Origin of the sequence: Comamonas sp. Z3 (genome assembly GCF_008121565.1) — a bacterium.
In the GTDB taxonomy this organism is placed as follows: Bacteria; Pseudomonadota; Gammaproteobacteria; order Burkholderiales; family Burkholderiaceae_C; genus Comamonas; species Comamonas brasiliensis.
The window spans coordinates 95,156-108,893 of record NZ_VOQU01000003.1 but is presented as its reverse complement, the minus strand read 5'-3'; the positions used below and the strand labels follow the sequence as shown (position 1 = coordinate 108,893).

The 13,738-nt window shown below is 65.6% G+C and carries 13 protein-coding genes and 1 pseudogene; 7 read left to right on the top strand and 7 right to left on the bottom strand.

The genetic code is table 11. From position 1 onward, the window contains the following. Positions 1-23: 23 nt before the first annotated feature. Both FSY59_RS09070 and FSY59_RS09065 read left to right on the top strand, forming a co-directional pair. Positions 24-794: a sterol desaturase family protein gene (locus FSY59_RS09070; protein ID WP_148728840.1), complete on the top strand. Its 771-nt coding sequence runs from the start codon at positions 24-26 to the stop codon at positions 792-794. Between the two features lie 435 nt (positions 795-1,229). Next, the gene (locus FSY59_RS09065) at positions 1,230-2,333 is read left to right on the top strand and encodes an acyltransferase (RefSeq protein ID WP_019042693.1); all 1,104 of its coding nucleotides are present in this window, start codon (positions 1,230-1,232) and stop codon (positions 2,331-2,333) included. A 5-nt stretch (positions 2,334-2,338) separates the two neighbouring features. On the opposite strand, the gene FSY59_RS09060 is transcribed toward FSY59_RS09065, so the two are convergent. Beyond that, on the bottom strand, positions 2,339-3,001 hold the full coding sequence (locus FSY59_RS09060) for a DUF924 family protein (RefSeq protein ID WP_148728839.1): 663 nt from the start codon (positions 2,999-3,001) through the stop codon (positions 2,339-2,341). A 287-nt stretch (positions 3,002-3,288) separates the two neighbouring features. On the opposite strand from FSY59_RS09060, the gene FSY59_RS09055 reads away from it, so the two are divergent. Beyond that, the gene (locus FSY59_RS09055) at positions 3,289-3,819 is read left to right on the top strand and encodes a hypothetical protein (RefSeq protein WP_003060310.1); all 531 of its coding nucleotides are present in this window, start codon (positions 3,289-3,291) and stop codon (positions 3,817-3,819) included. A gap of 66 nt (positions 3,820-3,885) precedes the next feature. On the opposite strand, the gene FSY59_RS09050 is transcribed toward FSY59_RS09055, so the two are convergent. Beyond that, entirely contained in the window at positions 3,886-4,695 is an 810-nt protein-coding gene (locus FSY59_RS09050; protein ID WP_003060312.1) for a substrate-binding domain-containing protein, read from the bottom strand. A gap of 164 nt (positions 4,696-4,859) precedes the next feature. Between FSY59_RS09050 and FSY59_RS09045 the strand changes: the two genes are divergently transcribed. Then, positions 4,860-5,744, top strand: coding sequence for a LysR family transcriptional regulator (locus tag FSY59_RS09045; RefSeq protein ID WP_003060314.1), 885 nt, complete (start codon positions 4,860-4,862; stop codon positions 5,742-5,744). Positions 5,745-5,761: 17 nt separating this feature from the next. Here FSY59_RS09045 and FSY59_RS09040 read toward each other — a convergent pair whose 3' ends face one another. Further along, positions 5,762-6,805 carry a tripartite tricarboxylate transporter substrate binding protein gene (locus tag FSY59_RS09040; RefSeq protein WP_043375784.1) on the bottom strand — a complete coding sequence of 348 codons (1,044 nt, stop codon included), beginning with the start codon at positions 6,803-6,805 and terminating at the stop codon, positions 5,762-5,764. Positions 6,806-7,039: 234 nt separating this feature from the next. On the opposite strand from FSY59_RS09040, the gene FSY59_RS09035 reads away from it, so the two are divergent. Then, positions 7,040-7,762, top strand: coding sequence for a glutathione binding-like protein (locus tag FSY59_RS09035; RefSeq protein ID WP_003060318.1), 723 nt, complete (start codon positions 7,040-7,042; stop codon positions 7,760-7,762). Between the two features lie 146 nt (positions 7,763-7,908). Beyond that, a complete protein-coding gene (locus FSY59_RS09030) occupies positions 7,909-8,958 on the top strand; it encodes a pirin family protein (protein WP_148728838.1) in 1,050 nt (349 codons plus the stop codon). An 8-nt stretch (positions 8,959-8,966) separates the two neighbouring features. Here FSY59_RS09030 and FSY59_RS09025 read toward each other — a convergent pair whose 3' ends face one another. Genes FSY59_RS09025 through FSY59_RS09015 form a run of 3 tightly spaced genes read right to left on the bottom strand, consistent with a single transcriptional unit; the run spans position 8,967 to position 11,806 of the window. Continuing rightward, the gene (locus tag FSY59_RS09025; protein WP_003060322.1) at positions 8,967-9,422 is read right to left on the bottom strand and encodes a carboxymuconolactone decarboxylase family protein; all 456 of its coding nucleotides are present in this window, start codon (positions 9,420-9,422) and stop codon (positions 8,967-8,969) included. Beyond that, positions 9,394-10,803 (bottom strand): lyase family protein, encoded by a 1,410-nt coding sequence (locus FSY59_RS09020; protein WP_003060323.1) that lies wholly within the window; start codon positions 10,801-10,803, stop codon positions 9,394-9,396. Before FSY59_RS09020 ends, FSY59_RS09025 begins: the two co-directional genes overlap by 29 nt. 16 nt (positions 10,804-10,819) lie before the next feature. After that, positions 10,820-11,806: a tripartite tricarboxylate transporter substrate binding protein gene (locus tag FSY59_RS09015; RefSeq protein ID WP_003060326.1), complete on the bottom strand. Its 987-nt coding sequence runs from the start codon at positions 11,804-11,806 to the stop codon at positions 10,820-10,822. A gap of 88 nt (positions 11,807-11,894) precedes the next feature. Here FSY59_RS09015 and FSY59_RS09010 point away from each other — a divergent pair. Then, a pseudogene (locus FSY59_RS09010) lies at positions 11,895-12,806 on the top strand (LysR family transcriptional regulator). Between the two features lie 7 nt (positions 12,807-12,813). Here the strand turns inward: FSY59_RS09010 and FSY59_RS09005 are convergent. Then, the gene (locus FSY59_RS09005) at positions 12,814-13,701 is read right to left on the bottom strand and encodes a LysR family transcriptional regulator (RefSeq protein ID WP_148728837.1); all 888 of its coding nucleotides are present in this window, start codon (positions 13,699-13,701) and stop codon (positions 12,814-12,816) included. Positions 13,702-13,738: the final 37 nt, after the last annotated feature.

Below are 13,738 nucleotides of genomic sequence, written 5' to 3'. Positions count from 1 at the left end.
CTGCAAGGCAAACCTCAAGGGAAATGATTGCCGTGCTGGAGTACCTGGTCTATCCGCTGATTGCGCTGCTGTTCGTGGCGGTCTTCACGCGCGAGGTGATTGCGCCCGCCTCGCGCAATCTCTGTGACCGGCGCTGGCTGATCTACAGCAGCGCCCTGGGCGCGCTGACGCTGGTCTGCACGCTGGCGCTGGGCTGGTTGCTGGAAGACCGGATTCGCCAGCATGCGCTGCTGGATGTGGGCGCACGCTGGAACCCGCTGCTGGTGGGCTTGTTGAGCTTTTTCATCACCAGCTTTGTCTTTTACTGGTGGCACCGCGCCACCCACGCCTCGGATCTGCTGTGGCGCGTGTTCCACCAGTTGCATCACAGCGCGCGGCGCATCGAGGTGCTGACCTCGTTCTATGCCCATCCGTTGGACTCCTGCGCCGCCATGCTGCTGAGCGTGATCTCCAGCTACTGGGTGCTGGGCGCCAGCCCGGCGGCGGCAGCCGTGGCCCTGGGGCTGACGGCGGCCTTCGATCTGTTCACCCATGCCGATCTGCGCACGCCGCGCTGGCTCGGCTATGTGCTGCAGCGCCCGGAAATGCATACCGTGCACCATCAGCATGGCCACCATGCGCAGAACTACGGCCTGCCGCTGTGGGACATGCTGTTCGGCACCTGGACCAACCCCGCCGAGCGTGCGCAGCAACTGGGCTTTGATGACGACAAGTCCGAACGCGTGGCCGAGATGCTGCTGTGGCGCGATGTGCACCAGAGTGCGCCCGCTTGCGGGCGCCGCAAGTCATCCTGAAGCTTCGAAATTGATAGCTGATGGTGCTGGTGGGTGGGGCACAGCCTGCTGTTTTTGTTCTTAATTGTTAACACGGATTGCCAAGACCCTGCCAGAGCTCGGCAAGCTCCGTCCCCTGCTTGGGCGGGTGGCAAAAATCTGTTCAAATTGCCCCGGTCTGTTCACCTGTCAACAGACGCCAAGCCGTCTGGCTGCGGGCATTCATAACATTCTGTGGCCTCACCACCGGTGAGCTGCAACAGACAAATCGCCTGCCAGGTTCCGGCACCCCCGAGCGTGTTTCCATGCGCTCTGCGACCCCCGGGTCGCTGCAAAGAGCTGTTACTGCCTCTTTGCTCAAATTCTGAATACTGCTTCAGCCATGTCTCATGCGTGGCTGTGATCGTTTGTCTGCAAGCCCGGCCCGTGCCTGGGCGAAAGGAAAGGTGTCCGGTTTTGGTGGAGTCGGCGTTCAAGCTGCGCTACAACCCAGCGCTCGATGGATTGAGAGGCATAGCCATTGTGCTGGTGCTGCTCTCGCACGCACATGCCCCGATGTTCGACGGCGCCTTCTTCGGCGTCGATCTGTTCTTCGTGCTCAGCGGCTTTCTGATCACCTCGCTGCTGCTGATGGAATATCAGCAGCATGGCAAGCTCGATTACTGGCGCTTTTACCGTCGCCGCTTCTTCCGGCTCATGCCTGCGCTGGCGCTGTTTCTGCTCGCGTACTGCGTGTTCGCGCCGTTCATCTGGCCAGACCTCACGGATATCTATTCGGACGCCCTGGTCTCCATCCTCTACCTGGCTGACTACGGCATTGCCTTCTTCGACAGTCCGGACACGCTGCTGCATATGTGGTCGCTGTCGGTGGAGGAGCATTTCTATCTGATCTGGCCGCCGCTGCTGGTCCTGCTGCTACGCAAGGCCACGCCGGGCCGGGTCTGGGCGCCGCTTGCGGCGCTGTGGCTGTTGAGCACGCTGTGGCGTATCTTCTGGGTGGTGCAGGGCCAGCAGTTCTACGAAATCTTCTTCCGATTCGATACGCGGGCCTCGGGTTTGCTGGCCGGTGCCCTGCTGGCGGCGCTGATGATGGAGCGCCCCCAATGGATAGAGCGTCTGCAGTCGTTGCGCGCCTACACCATGTGGTTTGTGCTGGCCGTGCCCTTGATCATGGAGCTGGAATGGGACAACCAGCACGCCATGGTCTGGGGTGTCACGGTGGTGGAGTGCGCCGCCCTGGTCGTGCTGCTGGCCGTGCAAAAGCCCACGGGTCTGGTCTATGAAATGCTGACGGCGCCAATGCTCATCAAGCTGGGCCAGCTGTCCTACGGCATCTACCTCTGGCATTACCCGGTGGTGCGCTATCTGCGTGCCGATTACTCCTGGCCCGTGACTGTGGTCGCGGGCCTGCTGATCTCGACTGCGCTGTCGGCCCTGTCGTTCTACACGGTGGAGCGCTGGGCCATGCGCCACCGCGACCTGGGGGCGGGCAAAAAGCCCATGCGCCAGCACAAGCCGCGCCAGGAGCCCGCGCTGCGCGAGGCTACGCGCGGCTCGTGATCGCCCTAGAAGCCTGAGCCGGGCTGAGCCAGGTACTCGGCCTCTTCGGCGGTGCTGGCGCGGCCCAGAATGTGGTTGCGGTGCGGGAAGCGGCCAAAGCGCTCTATCACCACCTGATGGCGATGGGCGTAGTCCAGCGTTCCGGCCAGATATTCGCGCAGTTCGGCGTCCGTGGCGCTCTGCTGCAATGCGTCGAAGGCGGCCACGCTGCGTTGCTGCATGGCCGGGTCCTCGGCATGTTCCAGTGGCAGGTACATGAAGACGCGGGCCACCTCGGGCAGCAGCCGGTCGCTGCCGGAGTCCATTGCTTGCAGCGCCAGTGCCAGGGCCTGTGCGTCGCCGGCAAAGCTCTTGGGGGTGTTGCGGTGGATATTGCGCGTGAACTGGTCCAGCAGGATCACCAATGCCAGCTGCTGCCATGGACCCTGGCTTGCCCAGTGCTGCAGGGCACCGCCCAGAGCGGCCTCTACCGCAGTGCCAAAGCGCTGGCGCAGCTCCTCGTCGAAGGCCGCCGATTTGGTGAACCACTGCGTCTTGTGCTTGAGGGCATCGGCATTGCCGGGCCTGGGGCTGCCGAACCACTGGGCCAGGATCTGGTCGGGCAGGCTGGTGTCCTGGGCGGCGGCAGTCAGTGCCTCATGGCTGAGGGAAGAGGGATATGCAGTCATGCAAATCATTGTGCATGCACTGCTGCCGTGTGCCTTCGGTCAACCCCTGGTGGCCTCGGACGTTAGATAACAGTCTTTTACCTGCAGATTGCATCAGATAGGGAACTGCCAACATCCATCGAGACTCTGTGGAATAGCAGGCTCGGAGACAATGGAGTACTCAAAAACCATAGCTGATAGCGTTGGTTTATCAAGCGTTTGCACGGGTTTTGAATCAGGTTTTACGGAGTTCGGTGGTCGTGATGAATCGGCGCTCATGGTTGGCGGTGACAGTATTGGGATTGGGAATGGCTGCCACGGGCTGCTCGGGCAAGTCAGTGCCCAGCAGCGTGAGCGTGAGCCAGCAGAAGCTGCAGGAGATGCTGGCCAGGCGTTTCCCCAGGCAGTTCCCGGTGGCGGGTTTGCTGCAGCTGGATCTGAAGGCACCGCAGCTGAGCATGGTGCCCGAGCGCAATATGCTCAACGCCGTGATTCCGGCCGAGCTCAGCGGCAAGGTGCTCAAGGAGCAGTACAGCGGCCTGCTCAATGTCGATTTCGCCCTGCGCTATGAACCCACCGACCGCACCTTGCGTGCCTACCAGATCAAGGTCAACCAGCTCAGCATGGACGGGCTGTCGCCCGCGCTCAGCGATATGCTGGGTACTTATGCCACGGCCCTGGCCGAGCAGGCCATGGGCCAGTTGGTGCTCTATCAGCTGCAGGACCAGGATCTGGCCCTGGTCGATGCGCTGGCGATGGAGCCTGGCGCCATTACCGTCACCGCCCAGGGGCTGACCGTGGCCCTGGTGCAGAAAGCCGGACCGGGCAGCAAGCGCTGAGCTGCCTGGCGCCAAAAAAAGCCCGCAGGCTGTGCCTGACGGGCTTTTTTTGCGGGTCCGCGCTGCTCAGCGCGGCTGGGCGACGGGCTCCAGGCCTGTTTCCCGGATAGTCTTGGCGGCGGCTGGCGAGGTGTAGAACTTGAGCAGCTGCTCCAGCCCCTGGGGGTTGGTGGAAGTGCCGGCCGTGCCGGCCGAGAAGATGGTGTAGTGCTGCACCGAATCGGGCAGGGTGCCGACATAGCTGATGCCCTCGATGGGCAGCAGTTCGCTGACCTGCTGCAGGCCGATTTCGGCCTCGCCCCGCGCCACGATGGTGCCCACACGCTCGGTCACGATCTTCCTGCTCTTGGGCATGACCTGGTCGTGAATGCCCAGCTTCTTGAGCATCTGGGTTTCGTAGTAGGTACCGCTGGCGCTGGCCGAGTAGGCAATGCTCTTGGCATTGAGCAGCACCTGACGCAGCTTGTCCTCGCTGCTGATGTCGGGGATGGGGGCACCCTTCTTCACGGCCACGCCCACGGCAGAGCGCACCAGGTCGATCTGGGTGCCGTTGCGCACCAGGCCCTTGGCGGCCAGATCGTCGAGCGCGCCACGCGCCAGAATCACCACGTCGGCCTTTTCACCCTTGCTCAGGCGGTTGGGAATGGAGGTGGGCGAGGCACCCATGGACGAGCCATAGGCCGACTCCACTGCCAGGCCGGTCTGGGCCGTGAACTGCGGTGCCAGCAGCTTGTGTGCTGCAGTGAAGCCGCCCGAAGTCATGAGGCGCACGGGCTCCTTGGGCGTGCTGCCCGGTTGCTGGGCACAGCCTGCAGCCAGGGCCACAGCGCTGATCAGAAGGGCTCGGCGAACGGTGAAAAGGGGAAACGGCTTCATCAATGTCTCTCTGTATTGGGCGGGTCTGGATAGGCCTTGAACCCTTATTGAATCGACGCAGACAGCTACGGTTGTCATCGCTTCTGCGGCTGAGCGGATTGTGAAAAGTTGCGGCCTTTGCGTCCAATACCGTTTGCGTCTGGACTTGATACGAAAATCGTCCTATGGATTTGCGCCGTCTGACCTGTTTTCTGGCTGTGGCCGAGGAGCTGAATTTCAGCCGTGCGGCCCAGCGTTTGCATATGAGCCAGCCCCCGCTGAGCCAGCAGATCCGTCTGCTGGAGCAGGAGATGGGGGCGCAATTGTTCGAACGCTCGCGCCGCGCCGTGGCGCTGACGCCGGCAGGCCTGCTGCTGCAGGACAAGGCGCGGCAGATCGTGGAACTGCATCAGCAGGCGGGCGAGCTGGTGCGCATGGCAGCCCATGGCCTGGCGGGGCGGTTGCGCATCGCCTTCACGGCATCGGTGCCGCTGTTTGACGAGTTCTCGGCCATGCTGCGCGACTTTCGCAGCCGCCACCCGCAGGTGGAGCTGGATCTGCAGCATATGACCACGGGCGAGCAGATCGCGGCATTGACGGCCGGTCAGATCGACATCGGCTTTATGCGGCCTTCGCCGACCTTCCGCATCCCCGTGCCGATACGCGAGCAGACGCTGTGGCGCGACGAGCTGAGGCTGGCCCTTCCCGTGGCGCATGCGGCCTCGGCGGCGAACGAGCCACTGGCACTGAGCAGCCTGGCCGATCAGCCTTTTGTGCTGCATCCGGCCGTGCTGGGTGGCGGTCTGCACGAACATATTCTGGCGCTGTGCAGCGAGGCCGGCTTTGTGCCGCGCATCGCCCAGCCAGCGCGTGAGACCTCGACCATGCTGGCACTGGTGGCCGCCGGCCTGGGGCTGTCCATCGTGCCCAGCGTCTATGAGCGCATCTGCCCGCCCGGCGTGGTGCTGCAGCCGCTGGCCGACGCCGCGCGCCATTCGCGCATTGCACTGGTCAGCATGCAGCAGGCGCCATCACCCTGCGTGCAGATGTTCTGGCAGTTGCTGCGCTAGGGCGGCCTTCGCCGGCATCAGTCCGCGCGAATATCGGCGGCTCGGATGACGTCGCCGAGTTCCCGGGTTTCGGCCTGGATGAAGCTGCCGAACTGAACCGGGGTTCCTCCCAGGGGCGTGGCACCCATGTCAGCCAGCGTCTGGGTGACCGCAGGCGTGGTCAGCGCCTTGTTGAGTGCAGCGTTCAGCGTCTGGATCACGGCCTCAGGCGTTCCCTTGGGGGCTACCAGGCCCCACCATACGGTGGCCTGTACATCCACACCCAGGGAACGCGCGGTAGGCACCTGGGGCAGCAGGCGCGAGCCATTCTTGTTGAGCACCGCCAGTGCGCGCAGGTTGCCGCTGTTCACATGACCCGCGACTTCCAGCGGATTGATCGCCATGAAGTCCAGACGTCCGCCCAGCAGATCCGTCACGGCGGTGGAGCCACCCTTGTAGGGAATATGGACGCCCTTGAACTGCCCGGCTGTTTCCAGCAAGGCACTCGCCATATGGCCCGAACTGCCCACGCCTGCCGTGCCATAGGACAGGGCGCCGGGCTTGGCCTTGCCCGCTGCAATCAGTTCGGCCAGGCTTTTGTACGGTGACTTGGCGTTGACCACGACCACCAGCGGGGCCTCGCCGATGCGCCCCACCGGAACCAGGTCGGTCGCGGGGTCGAAGCTGAGCTTGGAGTACAGCGCCTTGTTGGTGGTCAGCGTGTTCGAGGCCGTCAGCAGCGTATAGCCATTGGGCGCGGAGCGTGCCACTGTCGCCATGCCGATATTCGTGCCGCCTCCGGGCTTGTTTTCCACCACGATGGACTGACCCAGAAACTCCGCCATGGGCGTGGTGACCAGCCTGGTCACGATGTCCACGCCTCCGGCCGGCGAATACGGCACGACGACCGTCACGGCGCGCTCCGGAAAGCCTGCGGCAGCGGTCGCACCGCTGGCCAGCATCAGCCCTGCAGCCAGCGCGGTAGCGCCCAGGCCCAGCACTTGCCGCCGGCTCAGCAAAGCGCAAGCAGGCGTCTTTGCGCCGGTGAAAAAAGAATCGGGCCTGCCTGGAAGCTGATGCATGTCATATCTCCGTGTTCAGTTCTTGTAAACACTCAATATCACCCGCTGAAGCGCCGTCTTCGATGAGGGAATCTGCGTACCCGCATCTGGCCATCCCAGCCATCGGCAGCGCTGCCTGCAAGGCCGCATGACAACCGTTAGGATGCTCGGGAGCTCTGTGTCGTGGCTTGCCAGGCCACGCCGACAGCCCCTTGCGGGGCCGCAGAGATTGCCAACACGCTCCGAAGGAAACCCATGACGCAACCCCAAGTCCTCGCCGATTTTTCCGTGACCCGCAAATGGCCCGCGCAGCACCCCGAGCGCATCCAGCTGTACTCGCTGCCCACCCCCAACGGCGTGAAGGTATCGATTGCGCTGGAGGAAATGCAGCTGCCCTACGAGGCGCATCTGGTCAGCTTCCAGACCAATGACCAGCTCACACCAGAGTTTGTCGGCACTTTCCCCAACAACAAGATTCCCGCCATCATCGACCCGCAGGGCCCGGGCGCAAAGCCGCTGGCGCTGTTCGAGTCGGCGGCCATCCTGATCTATCTGGCCGACAAGAGCGGCAGCCCGCTGCTGCCCGCAGACCCTGCAGCGCGCTACGAGACGCTGCAGTGGCTGATGTTCCAGATGGGCGGCGTGGGGCCCATGTTCGGTCAGGTCGGCTTCTTCCACAAGTTCGCGGGCAAGGACTTCGAGGACAAGCGCCCGCGTGACCGCTATATCAACGAATCCAAACGTCTGCTGGGCGTGCTGGAACAGCGCATGCAGGGCCGCGAGTGGATCATGGGTGAGCAGATTACGATTGCCGACATCGCCATCTGGCCCTGGGTGCGCAATATGGTCGACGAGAACGGCTACAACGCCGCCGAGCTGGTGGGCTGGAGCGAGTTTCCCGAGCTGCAGCGCGTGCTCAAGGCCTTCGTGGCCCGCCCGGCGACGCAAAAAGGGCTGAACGTTCCGCAGCGCGGCTGAGCGCCGGCACGGGCAGACAGGCTGGCCGTTGTTGCAAAAGCGGCAAGTACTGTCCCAGCGGTGATGTCTTTCAAGCCCGTGGGTCGGCCTTATCTTCGAGACTTCAGGCACTGCAGCTGGCAGCGGCCTCTCAAGAGGAGAATTCCATGACCACGAATCGCCCCCCCATTCTGGAAAGCGCCCCGCTGGGGGCGCGCTGGCCCTGCCTGGATCCGTTTCTGTTCTGCGCTCACCACGATGACAGCTATCCGGCCAGCAACGGCAAGATGGGCGTGCAGGCCGTGGAGTTCGAGGGCCGCGAGATGGGCAGCGACTTCAGCGCGCGGAATGGCTTTTCGATGTACCACGGCGAGCCGATTCCGGGCTTCCCGGGCCACCCGCATCGCGGCTTCGAGACCGTGACCCTGGTGCGCAAGGGCCGCATCGACCATGCGGACTCGCTGGGTGCGGCAGCGCGCTTCGGCGGCGGCGATGTGCAGTGGCTCACGGCCGGCAAGGGCATCCAGCACTCGGAGATGTTTCCGCTGCTGAGCAGCGACCAGCCCAATCCGCTGGAGCTTTTCCAGATCTGGCTGAACCTGCCTGCGAGGAACAAGATGGTGGAGCCCCACTTCACCATGTTCTGGAACGAGCAGATTCCGCGCCTGAGCTTCAGCGATGCGGCGGGCCGCAAAACCACCGTCACCGTGGTGGCGGGAGCCCTGGACGGTGCGGACCCGGCCTTGCCGCCACCGCCCGAGTCCTGGGCCTCCCAGGCCAACAGCGACGTGGCCATCTGGACGCTCGAGCTCGAGCCCGGCGCCCGCTGGACCATGCCCAGGGCCACAGGCCCTGAAACCCATCGCATGCTCTACTTCTTTGTGGGCAAGAGCATGACTGTGGGTGGCGAAGCCGTGAATGGACATCTGGCCATGCATGTCGATGCGCAGAGCGATCTGGAGCTGGTCAACACCGGCGATATCAGCGCAGAGCTGCTGCTGCTGCAGGGCAAGCCGATTGGCGAGAAGGTGGCGCAGTACGGCCCCTTTGTGATGAACACGCAGGAGGAGATCATGCAGGCCATGCAGGACTATCGCCGAACCCAGTTCGGCGGCTGGCCCTGGAAGGACAACGACCCGGTACATGGCGCCGAGAACCGCCGCTTTGCACGCTACCCGGGCTCGGACATCGACGAGCAGCCGCCACTGGCCCGATAAGACCAGGCTCAGGGGGCGAAGCTCGCGGCCTCCGGCATGCGCCCCAGTTCCCCGAGCACCTTGAGCGTGACCGCCATGCCCGTGTTGCCCGCAGGCACGCCGGCATAGACGGCGGTCTGCAACAGCACCTCGCGGATGGTGTCCAGGTCCAGCGGCGCGGCCTCGCTGTCGGCCGGGTCGGCCTGCAGTCCCGTGCGTATGTGCAGCTCGAACTCCTCCCAGCGCCCCATGGCCGCCGTGATGGCCAGCACCATGATGCGGCGCGTTCGGCGCTCCAGGCCCGGGCGGCTCCAGATGCCGTCCCAGGCATAGGCGGTGATCATGCGCTGGAACTCCACATTGAGCACATTCGCGCTCTCCACGGACCGGTCCACCCAGGCATTGCCCAGCACGCGGCGGCGATTGGCCAAGCCGCGCTGCAGGCTGTCGGCGGCTTCAGAGGCAGGGTGGGTCTTGTTCTGCATGGGCAGGGCTTTCTTCCATTGGGGTTGGCGAACGGCTGGCCAGAAGGGCCAGGCATTCGCGCTGCGAAGCCTGTACGGCCTGCTGCGGGTCGCAGGCCTGGGACAACGCGCGGCGCAGCGCTGGCAGTTGTTCGGGGGGGAGTTCGGGTGCGGTGCGGCTGGCAGCCCATTGCATGAGCAGCTCCTGCAGCTCGCGCTGCTGCTCCAGCGCCAGGGGGGCGAGCTGCTCCACGGCGGCCAGGGCTTCATGTTTGCCGGTGAAGGGCGCCAGGGCATGCACGCAGGCCTCCGAAAATACCAGGCCCCGCAGACCGGCCACATGCGCCAGCATGCGCTGCGGGTGGACCTGCAGCGTCTGCGCGGCCTGGCGCAGTGCAGCGGCCGCGCCATGAGCGTGGCGCCACAGCTCGGGCCAGTGGGCGACTTCCGCCTGCCATTCACCCAGCGCGCGCTCATGGGCCTGGGCCATGCAGCCCAGCAGCAGGGCGGCCAGCGGCGGTACGGCCTGGGTCTGGGCCACGGCCTGCATGCAGTGCACGGGATTGCGCTTGTGCGGCATGGCGCTGGAAGTGCTGCCGCGCGCTGCCTCGCTGATCTCTGCGACCTCATACTGCGACATCAGCGACCAGTCGCGCGCGAGCTTGGACAGGCTGCCGCAGCACACGGCCACTTCCATGGCCAGGCGCATCCAGCTGTCGCGCTGCGTATGCCAGCTGTGGCCGCAGGCCTCCAGGCCCAGGTGCTGCGCCAGCGCCTGCTCCACCGCCAGCCTGTGCGTGCCCAGGGTCGCGCCATTGCCCACGGCGCCGCCCAGCTGCACGCACAAGGCCCGGGGCGCCAGCTGCGAGAGCTGGTCGATGCTGCGTTGCAGGGCAGCGGCCGACTGTGCGCATTTGAGGCCGAAGCTCGTGATCTGCGCGGGCTGCAGCAGGCTGCGCGCCAGCATGGGCGTGGCAGCATGCCGAGCGGCCAGATTCAGCAATGCGTCGACCAGGGCCTGCAACTCGGCCAGCAGGGCCTGCAGCGCCTGTTGCGTGAGCAGGGCGCTGGCCGTGTCCACGGCATCCTGCGTGGTCGCGCCCCAGTGCAGCCAGGGCAGGCCCTGGGGGCCATGCGCCTGCAGCCACTGTTGCAGCGGCTTGACCAGGGCCAGGCCCAGCGCACCGCTGGCGCGTGCCTGTTCTGCAATGCGGTCGCGGTCCAGGGGCGCCTGCTCGCAGGCGCTGGCAATGGCCTGGGCCGCAGGCTCCGGAATCAGTCCGCAATCGGCTTGTGCCCGGGCCAGGCCGGACTCGAAGCGAAGCAGTGCCTGCAGCCACTGCGCATCGGAAAACCAGGCGCCACCGCCGGCCGGGCCCAGATAGTCGTTCACCAGAGTCATGATGTTTGCGCCGGCCTCAGGCCGTGGCTCCCGATGCCTTGATCACCGCTGCCCACTTGCTGCTTTCCTGGCGGATGCGGGCTGCGTACTGCCTGCTGTCGCCCAGCAGCGGCACGGCCCCTTCCACCTCCAGGCGGGACTGGAAGCTGCTGGAGGCTGCCACCTTGAGGATGTCGCGTCCCAGCGTGGCGACGGTCTCCTGCGTCGTGCCCTTGGGGGCCAGCACGCCATAGGTCAGCGAGCTCTCGAAATCCGCCAGGGCCGGCACGCCGGACTCGGCCACCGTGGGGACGTCGGGCAGCTGGGGCTGGCGCTTGGCCCCGGTCACTGCCAGGGCGCGCAGCTTGCCGGCCTTGACCAGGGCCATGGCTGCCGGGATCACCCCGAAGCTGAAGTCCACATTGCCGCCGACCAGATCGGTCAGCGATGGTGCGGTGCCCTTGTACGGCACGTGGATGGCCTTGGCGCCCAGGGCATGGGCGAACATCTCGCCCGTGAGGTGGCCGCCCGTGCCCGAGCCGCTGGACGCGTAGTTGAGCTCGCCGCTGCGGCGGCGCAGCAGCTCGGCCAGTTGGGCCACGTTCCGGGCGGGCGACGCGGCCGGCACCACCAGCAGCAAGGCCGAGGAGGCGAACATGGCCACCGGCTGCAGATCGGTGGAGGCATTGAACTTGAGGCCCGGGTAGAGCGAGGGATTGATGGACACCGTTCCCGTATGGCCGAGCAGGAAGATACTGCCGTCGGCGGGAGCGCGAACCACCATCTCCGTGCCCAGATTGCCGCCCGCGCCGGCCTTGTTCTCCACGATCATGCCGTAGCCCAGGGAGTCGTTGAGGCCGTACGCCATCTGCCGCGCCAGCACATCGTTGCCGCCGCCGGGCGCAAAAGGCACGACGATGCGCGTGCTGCGACGCTGGGCGAAGGCGGGCAGGGCGGCAGCGCCCAGGCCGGCCGCTGCGGTGGACAGCCACCGGCGGCGGCTGAGGAAATCGGACTCACGCATTTTTGTCTCCTTGTCAGTTCGTTGTCCGCAGTGTGGTCCAGGCACGCTCTCGAAAACAGGGCTTGCGGCTGGCATTTGTTTGAAGAAAATGTGCGAGATGGATGTCAAGTACATACACAATTTCTTGCGCGTCGTGCAGACCGGCTCCATGTCCTAAGCCGCGCGCCAGCTCGACCTCAGTCCCTCGGCCATCGCCCAGCAGATGCGCGTGCTTGAAGCTGCGCTGGGTGCCCCCTTGCTGGTGCGCCATGGCCGCAGCGTGCGTGCCACTGCAGCCGGCGAGCGCCTGTTCGAGCGCGGGCAGCGGCTGCTGCAGGACTTCGACGGCCTGCGCGAATGGGTGCTGGGCGACGCCGACGGCGGCGAGCTGCGCCTGGGCACGGTGAACACGGCCCTGCACGGTTTTCTGCCTGCCGTCCTGCAGGCCTTCGTGGCCCGCCATGAGCAGGTGCGCATCAGCGTGCGTGCCGGGCTCACGCCCGAGCTGTACACCGCCCTGGTGCAGTCCGAGCTCGACGTACTGATCTGCCTCAAGCCCTCCTTCGACCTGCCCAAGACCGTCTGCTGGGCCGAACTGCGCGAGGAACCCCTGGTCGTGCTGTGCCGCCGCGAGGACGCACGTCAGGACCCGCTGGAGTTGCTGCGCAGCCGTCCCCTGGTGCGCTATGACCGTGCGCTGGCCGGCGGGCGCCTGGCCGACCGCTACCTCAAGGCCCAGGGCATAGTCCCCGTGGAGCGCATGGAGCTCAACTCGGTACTGGCCGTGGCCATGATGGTCGACCAGGGCCTGGGCGTAGGCCTGGTGCCCGACATTGGCAGCGTGCTTGCCCAGGGGCGCGAGGTGTGCGCGCTGGCGCTGCCAGGAGCGGGCAACGGGTCTGGCGGCACCGGCGACCGCGCCCCGGACGCACGCAAGGTCGGCCTGCTGTGGCTCAATACCTCGGCGCGCGCGCGCTGGGCGCGCAGCCTGCTCGACTGCGCGCGGCAATGCCTGGCGTGAAGCCCGCTCAGCCGAACTCCCCTGCGAGAAAGTCCACCACGGCGCGCACGCGCGGCGCCAGGGATCTGCCGCGTGGATACAGCAGGTAGAAGCGGTCGTCCTCGCTGCGTTCCTGGAACTGCGGCAGCAGCGGCACCAGGGTTCCGCGCTCCAGGTCGGCGGCGATATGGAAGTGCGCCAGCCGCACCACGCCGTGGCCCAGCAACGCCAGGCTGCGCAACAGCTCACCCTGGTTGGCGCCGATGTGGCTGGGAATGTCTATGGTCTTGAGTCCGCCTTCCTCATGGAAGGTCCAGCGGTTCCACTGCGTGCGTATGGTGAAGTTCAGGCAGCGGTGCTGCAGCAGATCCTCGGGCTGCTCGGGGTGGCCGAAACGCTGGAGGTACTGCGGCGACGCGGCTATCACCCAGGGCCTGAGCATCAGCGGGCGGCCGATCAGCGTCTGCTCCGTAGGCCTGCCGCTGTGGATGGCGACGTCTATGCCCTGACGCACGAAGTCGCCGCGCTCCGTGCCGAGGACGAAGTCCAGGTGCAGGCGTGGGTGCCGGTCCAGCAGCAGGTGCAGGCGCGGTGCCACCAGGTATTTGGCCGTGGTCAGCGCCGTATGGATGCGCACCGTGCCCGAGATTTCGGCATCGGTCACGCGCACACAGGCCTCTGCCTGCTCCATGGCCTGCACCACGCGCTGGCTGGCGATGCGAAAGCGCTCGCCTTCCTGCGTCAGGCGTATGGCTGCGGCAATCCGTTCGAACAGTCGCACGCCAAGGCGTGCCTCCATGCGCGCGATGAGCTTGCTCACCGCCGAAGGCGACAGCCCAAGCCTTCTGCCGGCACCGGAAAAACTACCTTCCTCGATCACGCGCAGGAATACCGTCATCTCGCCGAACTGGTCCATCTAAGGTCTTCGCCCCCTGTGAAATTGATTCACATGC

Coding starts and splice junctions, on each gene's coding strand:
- FSY59_RS09035 (WP_003060318.1), top strand. CDS start 7,040: ATGACGCAACCCCAAGTCCTCGCCGATTTTTCCGTGACCCGCAAATGG.
- FSY59_RS09050 (WP_003060312.1), bottom strand. CDS start 4,695: ATGAAGCCGTTTCCCCTTTTCACCGTTCGCCGAGCCCTTCTGATCAGC.
- FSY59_RS09020 (WP_003060323.1), bottom strand. CDS start 10,803: ATGACTCTGGTGAACGACTATCTGGGCCCGGCCGGCGGTGGCGCCTGG.
- FSY59_RS09015 (WP_003060326.1), bottom strand. CDS start 11,806: ATGCGTGAGTCCGATTTCCTCAGCCGCCGCCGGTGGCTGTCCACCGCA.
- FSY59_RS09060 (WP_148728839.1), bottom strand. CDS start 3,001: ATGACTGCATATCCCTCTTCCCTCAGCCATGAGGCACTGACTGCCGCC.
- FSY59_RS09040 (WP_043375784.1), bottom strand. CDS start 6,805: ATGCATCAGCTTCCAGGCAGGCCCGATTCTTTTTTCACCGGCGCAAAG.
- FSY59_RS09070 (WP_148728840.1), top strand. CDS start 24: ATGATTGCCGTGCTGGAGTACCTGGTCTATCCGCTGATTGCGCTGCTG.
- FSY59_RS09005 (WP_148728837.1), bottom strand. CDS start 13,701: ATGGACCAGTTCGGCGAGATGACGGTATTCCTGCGCGTGATCGAGGAA.
- FSY59_RS09025 (WP_003060322.1), bottom strand. CDS start 9,422: ATGCAGAACAAGACCCACCCTGCCTCTGAAGCCGCCGACAGCCTGCAG.
- FSY59_RS09045 (WP_003060314.1), top strand. CDS start 4,860: ATGGATTTGCGCCGTCTGACCTGTTTTCTGGCTGTGGCCGAGGAGCTG.
- FSY59_RS09055 (WP_003060310.1), top strand. CDS start 3,289: ATGGCTGCCACGGGCTGCTCGGGCAAGTCAGTGCCCAGCAGCGTGAGC.
- FSY59_RS09030 (WP_148728838.1), top strand. CDS start 7,909: ATGACCACGAATCGCCCCCCCATTCTGGAAAGCGCCCCGCTGGGGGCG.